Origin of the sequence: Caldanaerobius polysaccharolyticus DSM 13641 (assembly GCF_000427425.1) — a bacterium.
Taxonomy (GTDB): Bacteria; Bacillota; Thermoanaerobacteria; order Thermoanaerobacterales; family Caldanaerobiaceae; genus Caldanaerobius; species Caldanaerobius polysaccharolyticus.
Map to the genome: position 1 here is coordinate 192,593 of NZ_KE386495.1, position 16,195 is coordinate 208,787.

The following is a 16,195-nucleotide window of genomic DNA, read 5'->3' on the forward strand; positions in this document are numbered from 1 at the left end:
ATGATCTTTTAATTGCGCTTTTTATTTCCGGCGTATTTGTATATCTCCACGTCCTGTATGACGATCATAAGCCCTTCCTTTATCATCCCATCCAGCACACTCAATATACTGTTTATCCTATCCTCCACATCCACCACTTCAATAACTATCGGCAGATCCTCCGAAAGCCTCAATAGCCTGGCACTGTGCAATCTGCTGTTGGCACCATAACCCTCTATCCCCCGTATAACCGTTGCACCTGCAAGGCCGTTTTCTTTTATTTTTTTTATTATAGCGTGATAGAGAGGCTCACCGTGCCATTGATCTGATTCCCCGATAAAAATTTTCAACAATTTCCCTTTGCCCTTGATATTCACCTAGATCCCCTCCCATAGGGAAATGCATCCCCAAAAACTTTTACGCATAAACCCGAGATAATATACCTCAATGATGCTCCGATAAAGCCTCCAGCACCTACTAATATTATTCTATACAAATCAAAATCCCCCTCCTATTCCCAAAAATAAAATGGCTCCTGCTTTTAATTTTGTAAAGCAGGAGCCATCAGCACACAGCATTTACGGCGAGCTCCATCGCCTATAATCGATTGCGTACACAAATATAATATCATATGCGTATGCAAAAAACAAGATAGAAAACCTTCAGTACACTTGTCTGGCGCTCAAAAAAAATGTATACTATGAGTAAAATCTTATGGGAGAGAGGGTATATATATGGCACTGATACATTGTGACTTTTTTTCTGAAGTATTAGGCGTCTCTACATCTATGTATGTGATTTTACCTCAGGCTACCAGCAATCAAATAGGCATGAAAGGCCGCACCGTATCTTCAAAGCATCCGACTCTGTACCTGCTTCACGGGCTTTCCGATGACCATACCATATGGTTGAGAAGAACCTCTATAGAAAGGTATGTGGCGCCATTAGGATTAGCCGTGGTCATGCCCGCTGTAGGCAGGAGCTTTTACACAGACATGAAAAACGGTTACCGCTACTGGACATTCATAAGCGAAGAGCTGCCGGCACTGGCCCGATCGTTTTTCCCTCTGTCAGACAGGAGGGAAGACAATTTCGTAGCAGGCCTGTCTATGGGTGGTTACGGCGCTTTTAAATTAGCCTTAAGGTGTCCTGACAGGTACGCCGCCGCTGCCAGTTTATCTGGGGTAATGGACATCGTCTCTCACGCAAAAAACGCCTCAGCCCCTATGTTTGCTGAAGAGATGTACAATATATTCGGCGATCCCCAGTCCATAGAAGGCAGCGACAACGACCTTTTTTACCTGGCCGCAAAAGTGGCAAACTCAGGAGGGCCAAAGCCCAAGCTCTACCAGTGCTGCGGCACGGAAGATTTCCTCTATAACGAAAACATAGCGTTTAGGGATTACTGTAAAAAGTTAAACCTCGACATCACTTACGAGGAAGGCCCCGGCCAGCACGAATGGGGTTTCTGGGATGAGTACATACAGCGCGTTTTAAAATGGCTTCCATTATAAGGTGGCAAAGTGATGGCAGCTCTAAGTGCCGCACAGGGCATACTCACAATACTCATAATGATCATTACAGGTTATATCCTCACAGCAAAGGGCTGGTTTGACGATAAAGCCGCCGCTCTTTTCTCCAGGATAGTAGTAAACGTATCTCTACCAGCCCTTATGATCTCCAATCTCATGAGCACCTTTACGCGGGATAAGCTGCTGCACTATGGGCTTGGTTCTCTAGCAGCGTTTATCAGCATATTCATCGCATACATACTGGCTTTAGCGGTATCGTATATTTTCAAAATAGGGAACCATGAACGGGGCTTGTTCGCAGCGCTATTCGCTTTTTCTAACACCATCTTCATCGGCATACCTGTAAACCAGTCTCTGTTTGGCGATAAAGCCATACCCTATGTCTTGCTGTATTATGTAGCCAATACCAGCTTGTTCTGGACCATAGGCATATACGGCATTATACGGGATGGAAATAGAGACGAGAAGATGCCTCTGTTTTCTCCGGAGACCGTAAAAAAAATTTTATCCCCTGCCCTTATGGGGTTTATTACAGGGGTGCTGCTCATACTTATAGGTATAAAGCTACCTCGCTTTGCCATGGACACCTTTAAATACATAGGCGACCTTACCACGCCCTTATCCATGCTTTTCACAGGTATCGTAATACATAACACGGGTATAGAACACATAAAATTTGACAAAAAAATCTTCCTGATATTTATCGGACGCTTTATCGTATCGCCGTTGCTGGCATTTACCGCACTGCATTTTTTTCCTCTTAATCCCCTTATGAAAAAGGTGTTTGTAATACAATCGTCACTTCCCGTGATGACTCAAATCGCTATCGTATCCAGAGCTTACAACGGTGACCATAGATTTGCCGCCATGATGGTCACCCTCACCACCGCGCTGAGCCTTTTGGTCATACCTATTTATATGTCCATTATGTAATAAAGGGGGACTGATCGCTCAGTTCCCCTTTAGAAAGAGTGTGCTCATGCGATTTCTCTCTAGCGCTGTCATCAGGTACGATACCAGGCTTTCTGCCCCTTCATTTAAATTCAACCCCTTTTGAGTTATACCATCGTAACATCCACCGGTATCCTGGTCAATGAGCTTTACTCTAAGGGAGTTTTCACCGTGGTACCAATTAAACGTTTGAAGCCCTCTGTCAAGGTAATAGCTGTCGCCAAGCAACTTAAAGGCGCTAAAATACATCAACGCGGTCTCACCGGCCTCAATGGGTTGCTCGTCAAAATCAGCCGGCTTATCCCCTTTTATAAACCATCCCTTGCAACCTATAGGCTTAAAATAGCCATTTCTAAAGTATATATCCTCCAAAAATTTTAAGCTTTCCTGAGCTACATCAAGGTACTCTTTGTTTTGGATCTCTTTGTAAGCCTCAAAAAGCGCCCAAGGCAACATAGAGTTGCCGTAAGTCAGCATATCCTCGTACCAATACCAGCCATTCTCCCTGTTGTCTTTATACTTAGCTACCAGCCTATCCGCCAGAGTCCTCATCAGCCCTTTTATATCCCATCTATTAATCCAAGGCACATCACTTGTGCCATCGTCACCGCCGCCAAATACATTTTTCTGAGCATACGAACTCACATAGCTTAAGCCGATAAGGGTATATGCCATACCCCTGATGTACTTTAGGTCCAGTACGTTGGGCAATGCTTTTGCCATCATATGACCACATGCATTTTTTACCCCTGACGGAATGCTTTCTCCTGCCAAAGTATACCCTATGGCCCATATAGTCCGCCCAAAGCAATCCTCGGTACCCTCTTTGTCTATAAAATTCCTCTCACAATCCATGAAATTTCTGAACCTGCCGCTGTCGTTTTGCGCATGAAGCAAAAAAGATGTATACCTATAAATCAGTTCCAGATACTCTTTTTTTCTGTAAATCTCGTAAAGGGCTACAGCCACAATCAACGCCCTGGCATTGTCATCGGTAGTGTACCCGTGTTTGGGATCTGGAACTGAATACCTGGAATGCTGATAAATACCTATGCTGTCAGTTAAGTTAAAAAGGTGGTCGGTATTTACTGCAACCATATCTTCCATCAGCAGAACTACACCTCCTTTGCTTCACGGGCTACCTCCATAAAAAGCTCATTATATCGCTCGGCTACCTTATCCCATGTCATCTCTTTCCCCAGCTCTATAACTTTCTCTTCCATTTCCTTCTTTTTCTCAGGATTGTCGAGCACATACAGTATACATTTTGCCAGGGATTCCGAATCCTTAAAATCGGCCAGCATACCCCTCCCTTCTGCCAGCATCTCCTCGGCATACCTGTAAGGAGTGGAAACCACAACCCTACCGTATCCAATAGCATAAGCTAGCGTCCCGCTCACAGCCTGTTCTCTGCCAAGATAAGGTGTCATGTAGATGTCTGATAGCTGAAGGTATTCTATTATCTCATCTTTAGTCAGGTATTTGTTTATGAACTTTACATTGTCCTCCAGCTTCAGCTCCTTTACCAGCGCAATCAATTTCTCCCTATAGCTTTCCCCTTGCTCTTTCTTTATATTGGGATGGGTCTGCCCCAAGATCAAATAGAGCACATCTCTGTGCCTTTCAACTACTTTACTTATAGCCTGTATACCGTACTCCAAACCCTTACCGGGACTTATCAGCCCAAAGGTACTGATTACAGGCCGTCCTCCGTATCCGTGTTTTTGTTTTAATCTTTCTCTTGGCTCCACATCCCTCATGGGAACACCGTGGTGTATTATCTCTATTTTGTCCCTAGGTATCCCGTAAATTCCCGTAAGCAACTCCACGGTGTTGCGTGCCATGGTGACTACCTTTGCGCTCTTTTCACCGATTTTGGCCAATATCTCTTTGGGCTTTTCTGAAGGACTGGATAAAACCGTGTGTAAACACGTGACAATGGGGATTTTAACGCCTTCAATTAAATCAAGAACGTATTCTCCCCAATCTCCTCCGAATATACCGTATTCATGCTCTATCACTAATACGTCTATGTCAGATCCATTAATCTTATCAGCCAGTTGGATGTAGTCACTTCTCCTGTGCTGGTCGATCTCATACACCACATCCTCTTTATAATCGTAATGGCCATCGTTTACGGCGATAACCTCTAGGCTACAGTTGGAACAGGCTTTTTTTAAAGCCTTTATCAAATCCTGAGAGAATGTGGCTATCCCACACTCCCTCGGCGGATACGTAGTCAGGAAAGCGACTTTAAGGCCTTTTTCAATGTTCTTAACCATCTTAACGCCTGGCTAATTAAACCAGGATCCCTCCTCTCTCATATGGTATATTTTTATGAGCTATTTTTATATCAATTGCAGTCCTTCTGTATAAACATCGTTTGTATAAGCGGTGTGGAAAATGCGGCTATTTGAATCTATACAGCAATCGGATACCACCACGGAGCTCACCACTTCAGCCCCTTCGCTTACTATGACGTTATCCCACAGTATACTGCCTATCACCTTGCTGTTCTCGCTCACAATGCTATTATTACCTATCACCGTGTAAGGACCCACTCTAGCGCCGGACTTCACCACGGCATTCTCCCCTATATAAACAGGGCCAATGATTTCTGCCTGGGGGTGAACTTCTGCTCCTTTTTCCACGATCACCCTATCACCGCTCTCTTTTATTTTATCACTAAACCGGCAGAAATTGCACTTTCCGCTCAATACGTCTTTATGGGCTTTTGTGTACTTCTCCAATGTACCTATATCCAGCCAATATCCGTAAAACTGATACGCAGCCATCTTATAGCCCTTCTGCAAAAGTGCCGGGTAAGTATCCCTCTCCACAGACACCACTTTTTTGCCTGGGATTTCGCCGAATATCTCTGGCTCAAAGACATACACACCAGCATTTATCCAGTGCGAGTCTGTCTCGCCGGGTTTTGGTTTTTCTTTAAAGGATTTAATATAATTGTCTTTATCAAATTCTATCACGCCGTACTGAGAGGGGTTATCCACGGATGTCATGGAAATGGTAGCTATAGCGTTCTTGCTTCTGTGGTACTCAATTAAATCCCTATAATTCACATCACTTACTATATCAGAATTCAGCACAACAAACGTATCGTCAAAGAACTTCTCCGCGTTTTTTATCGCGCCACCGGTACCCAGAGGAGTCGCCTCTGATACATAGTGAATTTTTACCCCTAGGTCCTGACCTTCCTTAAAGTAATTTTTGATGTACTGAGACTTATAACAAGTACTTATGACTACCTCTTCAATGCCGCTGGACTTTAAATTCAATATGATCCTCTCCAAAAGAGGTCTGCCCACAATAGGGACCATAGGTTTTGGCAATTTATAAGTCAGCGGTTGCAACCTCGTGCCCTTGCCTCCTGCAAGTAGAAGCGCCTTCACCATATGTAAATTCACCTCCCTAAATTTTATTAAGTTTATATAAAGTATTTATATATAAATCGATATATACACCAGGCTTTTAGAAGACATGTGGTTTAATAGCATAAAATTAGATCATAATAAGCTATCAGCACTCAACATTAATGAGTGCTAACAATTTTATTTTATATAAAATTATCCAGTTTGTCAATAATAAAAATTTGCTTTTCTTTTAAATCATTAAGTGTTAAACTCATATTATGTAAAAACGATGGATGAAAGAAGGTATAAAGATGAGCTGGACGTTAAAACTAAAGGTCGACAAAAGGGAAAACGCAATCACGTACTTGCCATTTAGCTGTGAAAATAAAGGACTTAAAATCAGAGTAAACCAGAAATTTATAGAGAAAAACGACAAGCCATGGCTGCCAATAATGGGCGAATTCCATTTTTCGCGCTGCGACGAAGACCTGTGGGAAAGAGAACTGCTTAAAATTAAAGCGTGCAACGTGGATATTGTGGCTACATACGTTTTGTGGATATACCACGAGGAGATCGAAAATCACTTTGACTGGAGCGGCAATAAGAATTTAAGGAAATTTGTTGAGCTGTGCCATAAATACAACATGTTTGTATTTTTAAGGCCCGGGCCATGGGCTCACGCCGAGTGCAGAAACGGCGGATTCCCCGACTGGCTCTTAAAAAAAGGATGCAAGCTGAGGACAAATGACCCCACATACCTATATTACGCCAGGAGGTGGTATGAACAAATAGCTCTTCAGATTAAGGGGTTGTATTTTAAGGATGGTGGCCCTATAATAGGCATACAGTTAGAAAACGAGCTTTACGATGATAAGAAGCACATAAAAGCGCTAAAAGAAATAGCCCAGCAGCTGGACATGCATGTACCTATTTATACCGTAACCGGTTGGGGAGCCAACGGCGGGGCCAAATTTCCCTCCGGCGAGGTCATCCCTTCATTTGGGGGCTATCCTGAAGCCCCATGGGAACAGCACACCCATGAGCTTTTGCCCAATCCCAATTTCTTTTTTACAGACATTAGAAATGACTCGTCCATCGGAAATGACCTTTTTAAAAAAGAGGGTGCTGGAATAAAAGACAATAGTAAGGATACTGATTACAGCGACTATCCTTATATAACCTGTGAGTTAGGTGGAGGAAATCAAAAAACTTATCACAGGCGACCTGTGATAAATTCTGATGACGTGGCATCAATGGCAACAATAAAACTGGGCTGTGGCTGCAACCTGCTAGGTTATTATATGTTCCACGGCGGCAAACATTCCATCGGTAAACTGACGACTTTACAGGAGAGCAAAGAAACCGGCTATCCCAACGATTATCCCGTGATTTCCTACGACTTTCAGGCACCTATTGGTCAATACGGCCAGGTGCGGCCACATTATCATAAGCTCAGAAACCTGCATATGTTTGCCCATGACTTTGGTGAGACTATTGCGCCCATGGGCGTGTATTTTCCTGATGTATTGCCAGCTAACAGGTATGACACCACGACACCCAGGATGGCCGTTCGTTCAGATGGTAAAAAAGGCTTTGTGTTTTTCGCAAATCATCAGAGGTACCCCGGCATACAAGACATACCTAAAATCCAGGTAACGATAGACCTCATGGACGGAGAAAAAATTGTCATACCTTCACAGCCCTTTGACTTGCCAAAAGGCGCATACTTTTTCTGGCCCTTTAACCTTGACATTGGAGGAATTACGCTAGAATCAGCTACCGTTCAGCCCCTTTGCAAAGTAGAGGATAGAGAAAAGAACAAATCAACTTACTTCTTTAAGGTCTGCGATGGCGTAAATCCTGAGTATGTATTTAAAAAGGATATATCAGGACATGTAACTTGTGATACAAAAGGGGTCAACATAGAGGTAAGAGGAAACAGGACTATAATATCCAATATCCCCCTAGGCATCGAGTATCCCCTTAGCTTTACTGCGCCAGAAACCGGAAAACAGATACTAATCTACACACTAACCCAGCAACAGGCGGAAAGCTGCTGGAAAGCAAAGCTACTAAATAGAGAAGTGATAATAATAAGCGAAAGTCACAACCTTCGCTTTGAAGGCAATAAGATAATTGTATATGGAGAAAAAAACCATGGCAGTCTTGTCTTTTATCCAAAGCTTGATAAAAGCGTTCATTTCAACGGGCATATAATAGAACAGACAGCGTCAGGCAGATTCTGTAAGGTAAATTTTTCTTTTGTCCAATCAAAAAGCCGTATTGAAATCAAAGAACAAGGGTTTCAAACAGATTTATACGACAAGTACATGTTCATGGATGAAAGTGAAAGGTATTGCGCAAAGCAGTATAACATCTCCTGGGATGTAACAAATTTACAAGAACTGGATGACGCCATCCTTGAACTCGAATACATCGGAGACGTCATTCAGGCGTATTATAAAGGCCAGATCTTAAACGATGATTTTTACGACGGGGTAAATACATTCCAGATAAGCGTAAAAAAACTGGAAGACAGGAATTTAAAATTAAAGATTTCCCCTCTCAATAAGAACAAAAGGATTTACATTCAACAATGGCCGGAGTTTACTTCGAAACTAACGTGTAATATAACACAGGCTAAAGTAAGACCTATATTTAATTGAAAGAACAAAGGGTTGGCGATTAATTGCCAACCCTTATAACATCAGCGGCTAATTGCAATAATCCATAAACACTTCCCTGGCCCACTGTGCCCATTCCTCTTTGACGTTTATGGCATCCCACTGGGGATAGTCCTTGGCTATAAACCCTCCGTTAAATTTCCCAAACTGCTCTATCATTTTCCTGGCCTCACTCTGTATCAGCTCTTTGTCCCCTGTCTGCATCACTTTCTGTATGTCCACAGGGCTGTAAAAGGCTACTTTGCCTCCAAACTCTTCCGCTAACCTCTCTACTCCCATAAGCTCCGGTTGGTCCAGCTGCAACGCGTCTACTCCTACTTCTATCAGGTCAGGTATTATCTCGTATATGTACCCACACGAATGCATCAATACGTGCATGTCCCTGCTGTGCGCCCTCTCTATCAGGTACTTAAACGACGGCTTAAACAGCTTCCTCCACGTCTTGGGGTTTATTAGCAATGCCTCCTGCGTACCCCAGTCCTCGGCAAACCCTATCCCATCTGCGCCTATCTCTCCGTATATGTCTATCATCTTCGCCAGCATATCCACAACCATTTCGTTTAGCTTTAATACCTCTTCTTCGTTTAACATTATGTCTACAAAGAAATTCTCCATGCGGCGCAAATACCTCATGATGGCAAAGGGAAAGCCAGGTAACCCTCCAACTATATACTTATCCCTGTTGTCTTCTATCACGGCTTTAGCCTTCTCGTAGTACGCTATATCGGTGTAAAATTCCGGAAGCTTATAGCTTTTTAAAAGCTCCCAGTCATCTTCCAGTGCTCCTTTTATCACTTCCCCTTTTGACAGCCCTTCTAATCTGCCCCATATGTTGCCAAACTCATCCTTCCTCAATTGACCTTTAAAGTCCGGCACCAGCTTTCTGAGCTCTGGATAATCTCCCCACTCCCACCTATGGGGTGACGTGGGACCTACCCATTTAAAATCACTGGGATATGGAGAGTTGAAATCTCAACCTACGCGCTCGGGCCCAGAAAATTCCAGTGCCCTGATTATAATCTCTTTACTCGTCATTTAAGACCCACCTTTCTAACAGCTTTTTATAAATTATAACTCTTATTTAAGCCATCCTGTTAATTTGGCCAGCAATTTTGCGTATTCAATGTAATCAGGCCATGAAATATCCGGTGGAACCCCATGGTCACAACCAGGTACGTACCCACCTTCTTCGAGCAAAGGAGGTACAACTCGCATGACTTCTTCTTCCATTACCTTGCCTCCTTTTGCTATGGCCCTTTTATCAATACCACCCATAAAAGCCATTTTTCTCCCATACGTCTTTCTATACTGCACAATATCATTGCCTGCTGCTACTTCCACTGGCTCTGTACAGTTTATACCTACTTCTATCCATATCGGTATTAATTCCGCTATGTAACCGTCGCTATCCACTGATATAATCTGGCATCCGTTATCTCTAAATTTTGATATCCATTTGTCATAAACAGGTACCAAATACTCATATATCATCTTAGGCGATATCATGCTATGGCCTTTGTACGCCATGTCCTCAGCAATTGTGACTTTATCTATCGTAACATACGCAAGTACCCTATCGAGCATTTTATAAACAAAATCTCCCCAGAAATTAGCCATTTCTTTCACAAAATCCGGATCATCGATCATAAGCATGCATAACTTTTCAAAACCACACCACTCTCTTAGCTGCCAAAATGGTCCATTTATACTTAAAATTAAAGGGTAATCTCTATAGTTTAACTCTTTACATCTCTGAAAAAAGTCCTCTGGAAAGCGACCAGGTGTATCTACATCATATCTTTTTTGCATGTCTTCCCAATCTTTGTGATCTTCTACCGGGAATTTATGCCATTTTCGAGTTACAAAATCCTTTGCCTCTCGAATACATGCCAGGCTTTCAGCGTAGATTCTCTGGGATACCCAGGCATCAAGGGTACTTTATCAGTAGAGTCAAATGTCAATGCTTTTATAAACATATCCTTTACAGTCATAAATCAACTTCCCCCTTTTTTTACAAAACATAGGCTAGAGAACATATGAGACCTCTAGCCTGCATTCATTACTATCCTATATTTATGGCCTCTTGTTATATCTTTCTAATGCTGCGTTTTGGATCTTTATAGCCTCATCTATACCCATGCCCTTTATTGTATCTACATATTTATTCCATGTGCTGTCACTAAGCGGCTCTCTTCCCATTATAAATTTACCCATCATCTCCTGTTGGTACGTATTGATCTGATTCATTATAGAGGCCAATCTCTGACTTTCCTCTTCCGTCGGCGTTATAAGTGGTACAGTAAGGGAAGGATCAGCCTTTAACCACGTGGTAAACCCTGCTTCTTTTTGCTCCGGTAACTGCAAAATCTGTTCATAATAGCGCTTATCCTGATCCATAGGAGCACTAGAAATAGCAGGAGCCCATTGTGCTAATGCCTGATCGTATGACAAGCCATTAGGATTTTTAAAAATTATATCCGTATACTTGGGATAACCGTCTACCATATTATAACTCTGGCCCTCTATGCCAAAATTGAGGAGCATATGCCCTTCTGGACTATACTGATAATCAAGCCACTGTATAGTCTCTTTTAGATGTTTATTTTTTGAGCTAATAGCCGCCCCCACATTCATAACCTTAAGGTTTAAGGTCGAAGTAGTATATGATTTTCCTGCCGGTCCAATGGGCCAGGGAGCACCTACCAGATCAAAAGTGGGCTGCTTCGGTTTCATTAAATTCAGATATCTCCCCATATTGCCAGCCAGTAGGCCAAAATACGAACCTGCAAGATTATTTGTAATCTTATAATCAAAGGCCTTATTGTCATTGGTAGCTATATCCTGATCTATTAGCTTTTCCTTATACCACTGAGCCATGGTCCTTAAAAAATCTTTATATGCCGGTTGCATGGGCCCGTAATTTATCTTGCCATTGTCCACGTAAAAGCCATTTAATATACCCCACGCCGGCGTAAAGTTGCCTAAATCTAATATACCCTGACCATTAGAGCCTTTGCCTGTAAATGGTATTTCGTCCTTTTTGCCATTACCGTTAGGATCCTTATCCCTGAACGCCACCAGCGTATTGTGCCAATCGTCTACAGTTTTGGGAACCTGCAAACCCAATTTATCCAACCAGTCTTTTCTCAATTGCGGTCCCCAGTTGGCATTTATCAAAGCACCCACACTGCGTATAAAGGGAAAACAGAATATAGTTCCATCATCTAATTCCGCCTGTTTTTTTATATCAGGATTTTCTTCGAGCAGTTTTTTAAAATTAGGAGCGTACTTGTCAATCAAGTCATTTAATTTTATAATTGAACCATCGTTAAGATATTTCCCTGGGCCACCTGGAGCTGTCCACCAACTGTGATAAATAATATCAGGTAAATCATTGGACGCCATCATCAGGTTAAACTGATCGCTTTCCTGCCCCATTGGTGGGTGTAAAAACTTAATGTGAATACCTGTGCGCTTTTCTATCTCTTGATAAGCTTTTATCTCACCAAAATCTTTCATAGTCGCCGCCATTTTAGGATCCATCGCTCTCCAGAACGTAAGCGTAAGCGGCTCTTTAACTATGGGAAGCTTTATCTCCGTTATCTTGTCGCTCTGACTGCCCCTAGAGCTGGAAGAACTCTTCCCTCTGCTTGAAGATTGCTTACTGCCACACGCCGTGAGCACTGAAAACGTGAAAATTGCACACAACGCTATAATTAGCGCTCTTTTAATCTTCATTATACATGACTCCCCCTTTTTTACTTTTTACTTTTTATTACGCTTATCATTACTTTCACCATGTTCAGGCTCTTTACCGGCAATTTTGTTTTGAGGAATTTCAGGCATCGGATTTCGGAAATCGTTTATCTGATGGATAATCCCTCCCCTCTTAAAATATATTAATTTTAGATAGGTATTATGCTTAATTCAATTATAATTTTTTGCAAAAACATTTTCAAAGTTCAAATTCGCTCAATCATGTGCCCGTCACATTACATACCGGGCACAGAACAAAAACAGTCCACAATTTCAGTGGACTGCTTATCTCCCTTCATTAATTGCCTTAATCTTTTCAGGCTGAATCTTGGGTTTTCTGTCGTACGTCAACAGGCCGTTAACTTCTTGCTGTACATCAGTAAGTTGTGTATAACAAAAACCGCAAATATAATCTGTTGACATTATAGCATGGGTAATCTTTTTGAATCGCTCCAAAAACTCTTCTTCATCAGCCACTCCTTTGCCATACCCCCAACCTTTATCAGACTCAAACGCTATTCCACCGTATTCTGTAATCAATACAGGCTGACCTTTATAACTGTAACCGCTGGCAAAAATGAACCTGCCTGCCGGCGCTCCATTCAACATTTTTTCTTTATCGGCATATGCTTTGATAAAATCATCGCCATCTGCCCTGTAGTCGTGTATGGTGCAAAGGTCTGTATCTGTATGTTCCCATCCATCGTTGGATATAACCAGCCTCGTGGAATCCAGGGAGCGTATCATATTTACCACTGCTACTGTATAATCCTGCTGTGCTTTATCTACTAATATATCGGGCACACCCCAGGATTCGTTAAAAGGCGTCCACGCTATGATGCAAGGATGGTTATAATCCCTTTCAATTATTTCCTGCCATTCCTTGATATAAGTGTTAGCGGCTTCAGCGCTAAACTCGTAAAACGATGCCATCTCGCCCCAAACCAAAAGTCCCAGCCTGTCACACCAATATAGATATACAGGATCTTCTACTTTCTGGTGCTTTCTTACGCCATTATATCCAAAGGCTTTTGTCATCTTTATATCGTTGATTAAAGCCTCCTCATCAGGGGCTGTAAGATTTGATTTAGGGAAATAACCTTGATCTAAAATAAGCTTCTGATAGTAAGGATGATTATTCAGAAGCACCCTGCCATCTTTTACAGATACCTTGCGCATACCAAAATAGCTAGACACTTTATCGATTACAAGTCCGCTATTGTCTATTAAGGCAAACTCTATATCATATAGATTGGGACTTTCAGGACTCCATAGCCTAATTCCCCATTCAAAATCCTTGCTTTCTACATTCATGGAGAATTTTAAGTTGGCGCCTATGCACTTTAATGTGCTCGAGGATATCGATATACCTTGGAAGGATATATCGGTCTTCACGCTGCATCCAATGGCCTTTTCGCTTACTCTTATCTCTATATCGATTTCTCGACGATCGATATCAGGTGTTATATGCACACCTTTTATATGCCTCTCGTCAACTGGCTCTAACCAAACTGTCTGCCATATACCGGAGGTCCTGGTATACCAGCACCCGAAAGGCTCGTCCATCCATGTCTGTTTACCCCTGGCCTGCTTTTTATCCGCCGAGATATCATCGGCTTTTACCACCAACATCTCGTTTCCATCCCATTTCAGGGCATCTGTTATATCAAAGCTGAAAGGTGTATGACCGCCTTTATGGCTGCCAACATAAATCCCATTTATCCATACTTTTGCAATATAGTCCACCGCCCCGAAATGAAGAAATACCCTTTTTGATTTCCACGCCGCAGGCACGCTAAAAGCGCGTTTGTACCATATGTGATCGTGTCGTGATGTATCCCCTATACCGCTCAACTCGCTTTCAAAACAGAAAGGAACCACGATTTTCTCCGCAAAATTGTGATTTAAATACCATTTCTGGCTCTCCCCTACGTTGTCATCGTCAAAATCAAAGTCCCATGTACCGTTTAAATTTAGCCAGTCCTTTCTCACAAAATCGGGTCTAGGATATTCTGGCCTTGGTATATCGCTCATGAACACAACCTCCTCTAACACAATATTCTCTTTATTAATTTTCGACTTGAAAAGCTTTTATCCTTTCAAACCTGACAAAGTTATGCCTTTTATAATGTTTTTTTGGAAAAATAGAAATACTATAATAACAGGTAAAGAAGCAAAAGCATTCGCCGCCATGGGCCTTACATAATCCTGGGAGTATGAACTCATAAAATTAGGTAAACCTACAGGCAATGTCATTATTTTATCTGAAGTAATTGATAAAAACGGCCATAGGAAATTATTCCACGAGCCTAAAAACGTGAATATCGCCAAAGATGATAATGACGCCTTTGACAGCGGCAAGAAAATCCTCCACCATATCCCAAACATACTGCAACCATCTATTGTAGCAGCCTCCATTAATTCGTTTGGTATTCCATCAAAAAACTCCTTTAATACTAAAACACCTAAGGGCCCGGCAAGCGATGGCAAAATTAATGCCCAATAGCTATTTAGCAGATTCATACTATTAATTTCCATATATAAAGGTATAATCACAGCTTCGCCTGGTACCATCATACCACTTAGAATCAGCCAAAAGGCAACATCTTTATATCTAAAATTAATCTTAGATAAAGCAAATGCAGCTAATGACGCAAAAAGCAAACTAAAAGCAGTAACAACAATAGCCACAAATGCGCTATTAAATGTCCATCTAAGGATAGGTGCGTTTTCAAATACATAAACATAATTTTCAAATGTGTAAGGCAATTTAAACCATTCAGCTACATCAGTTACAGGGCTTCCTTGCGGCTTTAAAGATGTAATTATCATCCAAATAAGAGGGATCATCCATAATATAGCTAATATATAAACTACAAAGTATAAAGCAATTCTACCTATAGTCAACTTTTTAGTACCAACATATTCTACCATCAAATATCACCTCTTTTAATCGTTACTGTTTTTACCGAAATATTTGACCTGCAAAAATGAAAGCACCACTAACACAATAAAGAACAAAAACGACATAGCACTTGCTAAACCCAGTTCATTACTGGTAAAGCCTGTTTCATATATATATTGTATAATAGGCCTTGTTGCATTACCCGGACCACCACGAGTTACCAACCATATTTGCCCAAAGACTTTGAATGAAGCAATAATTTGTAAAATTGTTATCAAAAGTATTAAACCTCTCAAAGCAGGTAACGTTATATATCTTATCATCTGCCATGGACTTGCACCATCTATGGCAGCAGCTTCATAATGTTCCTGCGGTATATCCTGTAACCCCGCTAAAAACAAAATCATATTAAAGCCTATCGTCCACCACGTAGTAATAAGTACAATAGAAAACCAGGCAAGTTTAGGATCATTTAACCAAAATGGTTCAGACTTAATGCCTAATTGGTGCAATTGATAATTTAAAAATCCTGTATATGGTTGTAGCATAAATACCCATGCACTACTAATAACCGCTACAGAAAGAATATTGGGTATAAAGAAAATCGCCCGCAAAGCAGTTTTTCCCTTAAGATTTTGGTCCAAGATCAAAGCTAATAACAAAGGTAAAATCACTAATACAGGTGTTGAAATAATAGTAAAAAAAGTTGTATGCCATAATGACAACCAAAAATCCACATCCTTAATAGTTGTTAGATAATTATCAAATCCAACATAACTCTCTCTCCCCGTTAAACTCCATTTGTTAAAGCTTACCCATAAACCATAAAAAATAGGAGCTAATGTAAATACGATAAAAAATACAAAATAAGGAGCCAAAAATCCTGCAGCTAACAAATCATTGTAAATTCTCTTTGTTTTTCCATATCTCGTACTTGTATTACGAGCTATAGCAATATTCATACTTTATTTCCTCCCATTAACGAGAATTGTATCTAGGGTTACCCCTAGATACACA

The 16,195-nt window shown here is 41.4% G+C and carries 15 protein-coding genes and 1 riboswitch; of the genes, 3 read left to right on the top strand and 12 right to left on the bottom strand.

The window, feature by feature from the left end:
* Positions 1–8 precede the first annotated feature (8 nt).
* Together CALPO_RS0107300 and CALPO_RS15120 are read right to left on the bottom strand one after the other, a co-directional pair.
* A complete protein-coding gene (locus CALPO_RS0107300) occupies positions 9–356 on the bottom strand; it encodes a DUF190 domain-containing protein (RefSeq protein ID WP_026486723.1) in 348 nt (115 codons plus the stop codon).
* Positions 353–475, bottom strand: a complete 123-nt coding sequence (locus CALPO_RS15120; RefSeq protein WP_281172760.1) for a CrcB family protein — start codon at positions 473–475, stop codon at positions 353–355. The genes CALPO_RS0107300 and CALPO_RS15120 overlap by 4 nt, the downstream gene beginning before the upstream one ends.
* Positions 476–527: 52 nt before the next feature.
* Positions 528–586, bottom strand: a riboswitch (Fluoride riboswitch).
* 127 nt (positions 587–713) lie between these two features.
* Between CALPO_RS15120 and CALPO_RS0107310 the strand changes: the two genes are divergently transcribed.
* Positions 714–1,493 carry an alpha/beta hydrolase gene (locus CALPO_RS0107310; RefSeq protein ID WP_026486724.1) on the top strand — a complete coding sequence of 260 codons (780 nt, stop codon included), beginning with the start codon at positions 714–716 and terminating at the stop codon, positions 1,491–1,493.
* A gap of 12 nt (positions 1,494–1,505) precedes the next feature.
* Positions 1,506–2,444: an AEC family transporter gene (locus CALPO_RS0107315; protein WP_026486725.1), complete on the top strand. Its 939-nt coding sequence runs from the start codon at positions 1,506–1,508 to the stop codon at positions 2,442–2,444.
* Between the two features lie 18 nt (positions 2,445–2,462).
* Here CALPO_RS0107315 and CALPO_RS0107320 read toward each other — a convergent pair whose 3' ends face one another.
* The 3 genes from CALPO_RS0107320 to CALPO_RS0107330 all read right to left on the bottom strand — a co-directional run bounded on the left by CALPO_RS0107320 (position 2,463) and on the right by CALPO_RS0107330 (position 5,872).
* Entirely contained in the window at positions 2,463–3,569 is a 1,107-nt protein-coding gene (locus tag CALPO_RS0107320) for a glycosyl transferase (protein WP_026486726.1), read from the bottom strand.
* 8 nt (positions 3,570–3,577) lie between these two features.
* Entirely contained in the window at positions 3,578–4,744 is a 1,167-nt protein-coding gene (locus CALPO_RS0107325) for a glycosyltransferase family 4 protein (protein ID WP_026486727.1), read from the bottom strand.
* 66 nt (positions 4,745–4,810) lie between these two features.
* Positions 4,811–5,872, bottom strand: coding sequence for a sugar phosphate nucleotidyltransferase (locus CALPO_RS0107330; RefSeq protein ID WP_026486728.1), 1,062 nt, complete (start codon positions 5,870–5,872; stop codon positions 4,811–4,813).
* 272 nt (positions 5,873–6,144) lie between these two features.
* On the opposite strand from CALPO_RS0107330, the gene CALPO_RS0107335 reads away from it, so the two are divergent.
* Positions 6,145–8,499: a beta-galactosidase gene (locus CALPO_RS0107335; RefSeq protein WP_026486729.1), complete on the top strand. Its 2,355-nt coding sequence runs from the start codon at positions 6,145–6,147 to the stop codon at positions 8,497–8,499.
* Between the two features lie 48 nt (positions 8,500–8,547).
* On the opposite strand, the gene CALPO_RS0107340 is transcribed toward CALPO_RS0107335, so the two are convergent.
* The 7 genes from CALPO_RS0107340 to CALPO_RS0107375 form a co-directional block, all read right to left on the bottom strand.
* Positions 8,548–9,393, bottom strand: coding sequence for a uroporphyrinogen decarboxylase family protein (locus CALPO_RS0107340; protein WP_026486730.1), 846 nt, complete (start codon positions 9,391–9,393; stop codon positions 8,548–8,550).
* A 201-nt stretch (positions 9,394–9,594) separates the two neighbouring features.
* A complete protein-coding gene (locus CALPO_RS0107345) occupies positions 9,595–10,425 on the bottom strand; it encodes a uroporphyrinogen decarboxylase family protein (RefSeq protein WP_407638228.1) in 831 nt (276 codons plus the stop codon).
* The gene (locus CALPO_RS15125; RefSeq protein WP_281172761.1) at positions 10,377–10,508 is read right to left on the bottom strand and encodes a hypothetical protein; all 132 of its coding nucleotides are present in this window, start codon (positions 10,506–10,508) and stop codon (positions 10,377–10,379) included. Before CALPO_RS15125 ends, CALPO_RS0107345 begins: the two co-directional genes overlap by 49 nt.
* Before the next feature lie 82 nt (positions 10,509–10,590).
* Positions 10,591–12,255, bottom strand: coding sequence for a type 2 periplasmic-binding domain-containing protein (locus CALPO_RS0107355; protein WP_026486732.1), 1,665 nt, complete (start codon positions 12,253–12,255; stop codon positions 10,591–10,593).
* Between the two features lie 303 nt (positions 12,256–12,558).
* Complete coding sequence (locus CALPO_RS0107365) at positions 12,559–14,307, bottom strand: glycoside hydrolase family 2 protein (protein WP_026486733.1); 1,749 nt, start codon at positions 14,305–14,307, stop codon at positions 12,559–12,561.
* A gap of 57 nt (positions 14,308–14,364) precedes the next feature.
* Positions 14,365–15,207, bottom strand: a complete 843-nt coding sequence (locus CALPO_RS0107370) for a carbohydrate ABC transporter permease (RefSeq protein ID WP_051585912.1) — start codon at positions 15,205–15,207, stop codon at positions 14,365–14,367.
* A 15-nt stretch (positions 15,208–15,222) separates the two neighbouring features.
* Entirely contained in the window at positions 15,223–16,140 is a 918-nt protein-coding gene (locus tag CALPO_RS0107375; protein WP_051585913.1) for a carbohydrate ABC transporter permease, read from the bottom strand.
* Positions 16,141–16,195: the final 55 nt, after the last annotated feature.

What these genes read in the sequence shown, in the direction of transcription:
- CALPO_RS0107325 (WP_026486727.1), bottom strand. Translation starts at nt 4,744, where the DNA reads ATGGTTAAGAACATTGAAAAAGGCCTTAAAGTCGCTTTCCTGACTACG.
- CALPO_RS0107375 (WP_051585913.1), bottom strand. Translation starts at nt 16,140, where the DNA reads ATGAATATTGCTATAGCTCGTAATACAAGTACGAGATATGGAAAAACA.
- CALPO_RS0107355 (WP_026486732.1), bottom strand. Translation starts at nt 12,255, where the DNA reads ATGAAGATTAAAAGAGCGCTAATTATAGCGTTGTGTGCAATTTTCACG.
- CALPO_RS15125 (WP_281172761.1), bottom strand. Translation starts at nt 10,508, where the DNA reads ATGACTGTAAAGGATATGTTTATAAAAGCATTGACATTTGACTCTACT.
- CALPO_RS0107315 (WP_026486725.1), top strand. Translation starts at nt 1,506, where the DNA reads ATGGCAGCTCTAAGTGCCGCACAGGGCATACTCACAATACTCATAATG.
- CALPO_RS0107365 (WP_026486733.1), bottom strand. Translation starts at nt 14,307, where the DNA reads ATGAGCGATATACCAAGGCCAGAATATCCTAGACCCGATTTTGTGAGA.
- CALPO_RS0107370 (WP_051585912.1), bottom strand. Translation starts at nt 15,207, where the DNA reads ATGGTAGAATATGTTGGTACTAAAAAGTTGACTATAGGTAGAATTGCT.
- CALPO_RS0107320 (WP_026486726.1), bottom strand. Translation starts at nt 3,569, where the DNA reads ATGGAAGATATGGTTGCAGTAAATACCGACCACCTTTTTAACTTAACT.
- CALPO_RS0107335 (WP_026486729.1), top strand. Translation starts at nt 6,145, where the DNA reads ATGAGCTGGACGTTAAAACTAAAGGTCGACAAAAGGGAAAACGCAATC.
- CALPO_RS0107310 (WP_026486724.1), top strand. Translation starts at nt 714, where the DNA reads ATGGCACTGATACATTGTGACTTTTTTTCTGAAGTATTAGGCGTCTCT.